Below are 6,543 nucleotides of genomic sequence, written 5' to 3'. Positions count from 1 at the left end.
ATGGGCATGCAACCAGATCAGCTGGCGGTCAACCTTTTATCAAGCCAAGGCAAGAGGCTGGACTGATGCCGCCTGCGAGAACGGACTGGTCTTTTTCAAGTCACTTGAAGCCCAAGGACTGATAACGGGTGAGTCACATTTCCACAGGTGGCATCTGTCCTGCCAGCAAGTACCAGACCTGCCAAGATCCATTAGAGATATCGGGTGGTGGGAGAGTTGGCATTCCAAGGCGACCTATAAGCCGTATATCTGTGCGATTGTCTTGGTTCGGGTTGCCATCCAGTTTGTCCGGTTGCCTTCCAGGAGCATCACGCAAGCTTGAGCCTTTTACCTTATGTGAACGGCGCTGATACCGCTGCGGAGTTTCGGGAATTCTCAGGTTTTCCCGGAAGACCCTGACCACGGTCGGACCGCACCGGAGGCCAGGGTCTTTATGGCTACATTGAAAAACTCCTGGAAACGGGCTGAATAGGTCAGTCCCGTTTACAGGGAACATCTCACATAGTGGGATTTTGCTCAACGCATACTATGCGGATCTGCTTGTCTAGTTATGGTCGCTATTGAAACGCCGGCCTTGATCGAATAGCGCGGCACCCAGAACCAGCAGCCCAGCGATAGCCAAGATGATCCCCACCCCCACGGTTGAATTCGTGGGCGAGGCAATGACAAGGGTCAGGGCTCCAAGCGGAGCCAACCCGCCGGCTATGGCCGTTCCAATTTCACGCGCTGTACCGACCCCGGTGCTTCGGGATTCGGTGCTGAATTGGCGGCTGAGGAACGCCCCTTGCGCCGAAAACATCATGGGTGCGAGCAGTCCAGTGCCAATGCCGATCGCCACGTATGCGCCCCAACTGTGTTCGGTCTGCAGAAGCCAGAGGAAAGGAAAAGCAAAGACGCCTGCTAACACGCCACCAAGCATGATCATGGTCCTACTGCTCAGGACATCGCACAGATGACCGAAGATGGGCACTGCAATTACCGCAATTACTCCTGCGATAAGTACGGACAGCGATGTGACATTTGCGGATTTGCCTTGGAACTCGGCGAGATAGGCGATGGAGAACGTCTTGAAGATGTAGCTGATGGCGTTGTAGCCTATGGCCACAATTAAAACCACGAGCAGTCCACGCCAGTGATTGTTGGCCACCGTGCGCAGAGTGACCTTGGGTGCGTTCTTTCGTGCCTTCTCGAACTCCGGCGACTCCGGCATGCTCCGACGCACCCATAGGCCGATTCCGACCAGCGCGATTGATGCAATAAAGGGAATGCGCCAGCCGCCATTGATGAGAAATTCATCGCCGTTGAGGCTTAGTAGGAAAATCGTTAGGGATGAAAGCACCAGTCCCAGGTTCAAGCCCAGTGCAGGCCACGCACCTTGGGAGCCTCGTTTGTTTGCCTTGGCGTGTTCATAGGAAACGACTGCTGCCCCGGCATATTCGGCGCCTGCTCCCATCCCCTGCAGAACGCGAAGTACTACAAGCAAAATCGGGGCGAGGTAGCCAACCTGTTCGTAGGTTGGCAGGACTCCGATGAGCGCAGTTGTGATACCCATCAACGTGAACGTGACAATCAGTGTCTTCTTGCGTCCGACCCTGTCACCCATCTGGCCAAAGACAATTCCGCCAATGGGTCGGGCGATAAAACCAATTGCGAATGTGGCAAAAGCCTGAAGAGTTGCCAGTTGGCTGTCTCCAGCAGGAAAGAATACCTTGCTGAAAACGAGGGAGGCCATGGTGGCATACAAATAGAAGTCGTACCATTCGACAGTGGTGCCGACGATGGTAGCCGTTGCTACACGGCGTAGCCGTGTTTTTTCATCCTGCGGGGTTTCTGTTGCCTGGAGTGTGCTCATGAGTAATCTTTCTGTTTGGGACAACGTTGTCCGAACAAAGTGCAGAAGATAGTGCGTTTAGGACAGGGCGTATTGCTTGACGAGAGATGACACGATGTGTTCGGCGATGGCCATGGAGCTGGTAGCCCCTGGCGAGGGCGCATTGCGTATATGAGTGACCCGTTTTTCGTAGTCGATCACGAAGTCATCCAACAAGCTGCCATCAGCACCCATTGCTTGGGCGCGGATCCCTCGGGTGAGACGCGTTGTTGTGGCACCTTCCAAGGATGGGGCATACTTGGCCGCTTCTTGTAGGAAGTATTTTTCGGACAGCACGGTTTTGACTTCTCGCATCGCCGTGGGCATGTTCCGAAAGGCGAACTTCCAAAATCCTGGGTTGGACAGCGTTTCCGTTAGGTCCCTGGCATCCAGACCAAGCCCGGTATATTTCTCCCTTGACAAGGAGAGAAATGCGTTCGGGCCTACCATCATCTCCCCATCTACCCTTTTGGTAAGGTGAACGCCGAGGAAGGGGTATTTGGGATCCGGGACAGGGTAGACGAGGCCATTGAGGATGCCTCTATGGCTTTCGTCGAGTTTGAAATATTGTCCGAAGAACGGGACTATGCTTGGTTGTTTGGATGCGCCCGCTCCTCGTGCCAGCCGGTCTGATTGAGCGCCGGCACAGACTACTACGTAGTCCGCTGCAAAGCTCCCTTGTGTGGTTTCCAGAGTTATTCCGGTAGATTGTTCGTTGATGCTCAGGACTTCGCAATTTAGAAGAACCTGTCCCCCCGCTTCCACCACGTCGGCTGCCAATGCCTCTGCGACCTTGGCGTAATCCACAATGGCGGTACTTGGCGAATGCAATGCGGCAATACCGATGGCGTTTGGCTCGATCTCTCGAATACCCTCGGAGCTGATCATCTTGACACCTGGAACCTGGTTGGAGGATGCCCTCTCATGGATGTTTATCAGACGTCCTCGTTCCTGCTCGTTCAGGGCAATGACAAGTTTTCCGCATTCCTCGTAGGGCAGGTCCTTCTCGGTGCAAAAGTCTTTCAGGAGAGTCGCCCCGCGCCGGCACAGCGTGGCCTTTAAACTGCCCACTTCGTAGTACAAGCCAGCGTGCACTACCCCTGAGTTGTGTCCGGTTTGGTGACTGGCAACCCGAGGTTCCTTGTCGTAAACCGACACTAAGGCCTCAGGAAAACGACGGGTAAGCTCTCTCGCGACAGCTGCGCCGATAATTCCGGCACCGACAACTGCGAAAGACTTTTTCTCTATCACTTGGAATCCTTACTACGAATTTAAGAAATGACATAATGACTAGGTGGAAGAAAAACGCGAAACGTCTAATCTGACCGAATTGGCTTACGAGCAGCTGCGTCGGGCGATTTTGATTGGGACCCTAGAACCGGGCCAGTTGTACACGGCTGGCGAATTGGCGGAACGAGTTGGTGTTTCCAGAACGCCCATCCGTGAAGCACTCCTGGAGCTCGAGCGCAAGGGAATGGTTGAGATTGTGAAGAACCGTGGGATGCGTGTGCGCCAAACCAGTCTCGAGGACTTGCTTGAGGGGTTTGAAGTGCGGCTAATGCTCGAAGTTCCGCTTACTCGGAGGGCCACTGAACTCCAAGACGACCAAGCACGCTCGCTTGTTGAATCAGCGTTCTTTGAATTCGAGCAAGCTGCACGATGCTCGGACATTCCGGCAACGCTCCGGGCAGACCGAGATTTCCACCGCAGCCTCCTTGCTGGGTCGGGAAATGTCAAGGCAGTGCAGATGCTATTCGAGCAAAGAAACCTTGTTCTCTCCGGAGGAGTCGAAACGGTCCCTCGTTCGCGCTCTACCCGGGAATGCTTTGAGGATCACCGCGACATTTTTGAAGCATTCATGAACCGTGATGGGGTGGCGGCTGCCACGGCAATGGGCCGTCATATCTCAAACACCGCGCGAATGCTGATCAATCAAGAAATACAACGACGCCCCGATTTCGGCGACGAATTCTCTGTCGAACGCTTGTCATGGATACTTCATTAGTTTCTCCGTTCCTGGACTTTTCTGCCGTGACCTAGACAACATAGCAGGGGTTGCATGCAACCCGCAACCGCCAAAAAGCGGATCAGAAGAACTTCCATGGTTTTTCGTCATTGCATTGCAGTTTAGTGATACCCCAGCACGTAACAACCGATGCGTTCCTTGCCGGGTTTTCACTCCCGGTGTGCTTCAGCCTTCCCGCTTTCGGTTGCTGAGCGAAGGCCTGCCACGCGGTCGCGGTGCATGCCGGAATTCAAGGGACTGGATCCACAATCTGGCTCCGGCAGGATCCCGGCCACCAGGGCTCCGTGGAGCTCTCCAACTCCCGACGGAACACCGGGGATCCGGTGTCGTGGATGGCGACTAGTGGTATTTCGTGTAGAGCCTTCGGTGGTGTCGCGCTAGGCCATCGGTAATGAAGCGCGAGGTATTAGGGGAAGCACTGCCGAACCAGCTAAAGTGGTCGATGCTTCGGAAGCCTCCGCCACCAATTCGTCCCCAAACTGCTCGGGTCCGTTCTGAAATGAGTTGTGCTGTGGGATTCTTTGGGCATGTGTGGTCATTTCGTTATGGAAAGCGCCGAGGTCGACATGGTGGTGGCCTTCGGGATAGGGGACATCTTGGGTGGTGAGGTGAGGCCAAATTGAACGTCGCGCCGACCCAGAAGGTCAAAATCACCACCGGTCGTAGCCCGAATTGCAAGGGCTCCGGCGGTCGACTGAAGACCGCACGGTAGGTGCTCAATTCTGCTGTGGGCCAAGAGCAAGCCGGTGGGCGGCAGGGCTATCAGGGCCAGATCGAAGACCGTCCTGGACAAGCCGTCCTTCCGCTCCTTGGCGGTGGAGCGCCGCGTCCTAGTCTCGGCGGAGAGTTGCGGCGAATGGCTGGTCGGCGACAACGAGAAGCTCCCCACGTACCTGCAGCCACAGGACAGGGGAATTGCGGCCTTTGCCGGTCTCTATGAGTGCTGGAGCGACCTGGAATTTCCGGAGAGCGGGGAAAAGAGTGACTGATGACCACGACGACCTGCACTCGGCCAGCCGTCGATGCCCTAGGCTACATTCATGACCGCCTCCCGGTAATCGTTCCTGCCGACCAGCAAGAAGACTGGCTGGATCCCGGACTCACTGGTAAAACGGAAATCCGTCCGCTGCTGATGGCGATCTTCGACCCGGGCCTCGTGCCGCGGGAGGTTGGCAAGGTCGTGGGTAATGTGCGCAATAACGGAGCGGAACTTGTGGACCCAGCGACGACCACAAGATCCGAGGCCAACCGATGCCTCCCGCGGGACGGCGGCATGTTCGCGGTTTCACTGGCGGCGCCCGGGACGCTCGCTGTTTGAGAAGCCCACGCCGGCAAGACAGGCGGGATCTTCCGGTAAACCAGGATGGCCCAGCCTGAGGCTATTCAGTCGCTGGATCGTATAGCTCGTTCGTATCAAGGCGCACTGGCGCACAGACAGGGCGCCCTCTGCGGCGCCAACTTCAAGGCCTACTTCGGAGCCTTGTGCGGAGCTCTCGCTTACTGCGGGTCCGACCGCAACGGAGGTGACTGCCGCTGGGGCGATTACGGTTGTGAGGTATGAACTAACGCCGAGCCCTACGCCTGCCTGCTGCCGCGAAGTAGAACGCTCTGGCTCTGCAACCGCCGAAACCACTTCCCCGTTATCTATTTGATAGCCCCTAAAAAGAGGATCATAGGGACTGTCGGCCGACCAATCTCGGCATGGTGTCTTGCCCCTGTCTAACCAATGATCCGGGGGGTGTTGCCACCGAGATTGGGATGGCAGCGAGGTGATTGCTGATTAGGGGCGCGGCGCCAAAAATGGACGCCTGTCATAACGTGGATGTAAGACTTTGCTACCGGCGGTCGATCGACCTTGAACAGAAACTAGTTCAAAGGAGCACTAGTCATGATCACCACGGATGTCGAAATTTTCCTCGGCCTCGACGTCGGGAAAACAGACCACTGGGCCTGCGCCGTCACCCAAGACGGCACCAAAATCTGGAACAAGACCCTGCCCAACGACGAAGCCAAACTCACCGCTGTCTACGAAAATCTCAGAGCCAAGGGTACCGTTCTGGTGGTCGTGGATCAGCCCGCCACTATCGGCGCGCTGGCCGTCGCCGTCGCTCAGCACCTCGGCATTCCAGTGGCATACCTGCCAGGACTCTCGATGCGACGCATCGCAGACATGTATCCCGGCACGGCTAAAACAGACGAAAAAGATGCCTTCATCATCGCTGATGCGGCCCGTACCATGCCGCATACCTTGCGTAGCATTCAGGTCTCCGACGAAGAAGAAGCCACCTTGGGCATGCTCACCGGTTTCGACTTGGATCTGGCACGGCAGATCACCCAGACCAGCAACAGGATCCGCGGTTTGTTCACCCAGATCCACCCTCCGCTGGAACGCGTTCTCGGCCCGTGGCTGGAGCATGATGCTGTTTTGGAGGTCCTCGCCGCTTGGCCCACCCCAGCGCAACTGAAGCATGCTGGCAAAGCACGGATCGATGCGAAGCTGAAAAAGCAGGGAGCCCGCCGGCACACCGCGTGGGCCAGCGCCATCATGGATGCACTGGATGAGCAAACAGTGGTCGTGGTCGGCACCGATGCTGCTGGCCTGGTCATCCCGCACTTGGCCCGCCAGATGATCGCGTTGCATGCCCAG

7 protein-coding genes are annotated in these 6,543 nt (G+C 56.5%); 5 read left to right on the top strand and 2 right to left on the bottom strand.

The window, feature by feature from the left end; genetic code table 11:
• Positions 1-322: hypothetical protein (locus CQ015_RS19170; protein ID WP_219844333.1), on the top strand; the 322-nt coding region annotated here is incomplete at its 5' end.
• Positions 323-544: 222 nt separating this feature from the next.
• Here CQ015_RS19170 and CQ015_RS18435 read toward each other — a convergent pair.
• Both CQ015_RS18435 and lhgO read right to left on the bottom strand, forming a co-directional pair.
• On the bottom strand, positions 545-1,852 hold the full coding sequence (locus CQ015_RS18435) for an MFS transporter (RefSeq protein WP_105650835.1): 1,308 nt from the start codon (positions 1,850-1,852) through the stop codon (positions 545-547).
• A 57-nt stretch (positions 1,853-1,909) separates the two neighbouring features.
• On the bottom strand, positions 1,910-3,121 hold the full coding sequence (gene lhgO / locus CQ015_RS18430; protein ID WP_219844332.1) for an L-2-hydroxyglutarate oxidase: 1,212 nt from the start codon (positions 3,119-3,121) through the stop codon (positions 1,910-1,912).
• A gap of 43 nt (positions 3,122-3,164) precedes the next feature.
• Here lhgO and CQ015_RS18425 point away from each other — a divergent pair, with 43 nt between their 5' ends.
• The 4 genes from CQ015_RS18425 to CQ015_RS18410 all read left to right on the top strand — a co-directional run.
• On the top strand, positions 3,165-3,875 hold the full coding sequence (locus CQ015_RS18425) for a GntR family transcriptional regulator (protein WP_105650834.1): 711 nt from the start codon (positions 3,165-3,167) through the stop codon (positions 3,873-3,875).
• A 740-nt stretch (positions 3,876-4,615) separates the two neighbouring features.
• A complete protein-coding gene (locus CQ015_RS19650) occupies positions 4,616-4,885 on the top strand; it encodes an SOS response-associated peptidase family protein (RefSeq protein ID WP_105650833.1) in 270 nt (89 codons plus the stop codon).
• Positions 4,885-5,214: an SOS response-associated peptidase family protein gene (locus tag CQ015_RS18415; RefSeq protein WP_105650832.1), complete on the top strand. Its 330-nt coding sequence runs from the start codon at positions 4,885-4,887 to the stop codon at positions 5,212-5,214. Before CQ015_RS19650 ends, CQ015_RS18415 begins: the two co-directional genes overlap by 1 nt.
• Positions 5,215-5,784: 570 nt before the next feature.
• On the top strand, positions 5,785-6,543 hold a 759-nt coding region (locus CQ015_RS18410), incomplete at its 3' end, for a transposase (RefSeq protein ID WP_146114096.1).

Origin of the sequence: Arthrobacter sp. MYb221, assembly GCF_002979835.1 — a bacterium.
Lineage (GTDB): Bacteria > Actinomycetota > Actinomycetes > Actinomycetales > Micrococcaceae > Glutamicibacter.
Note: the sequence above shows the minus strand (reverse complement) of the source record. Positions and strands in the feature narration are given on the sequence as shown.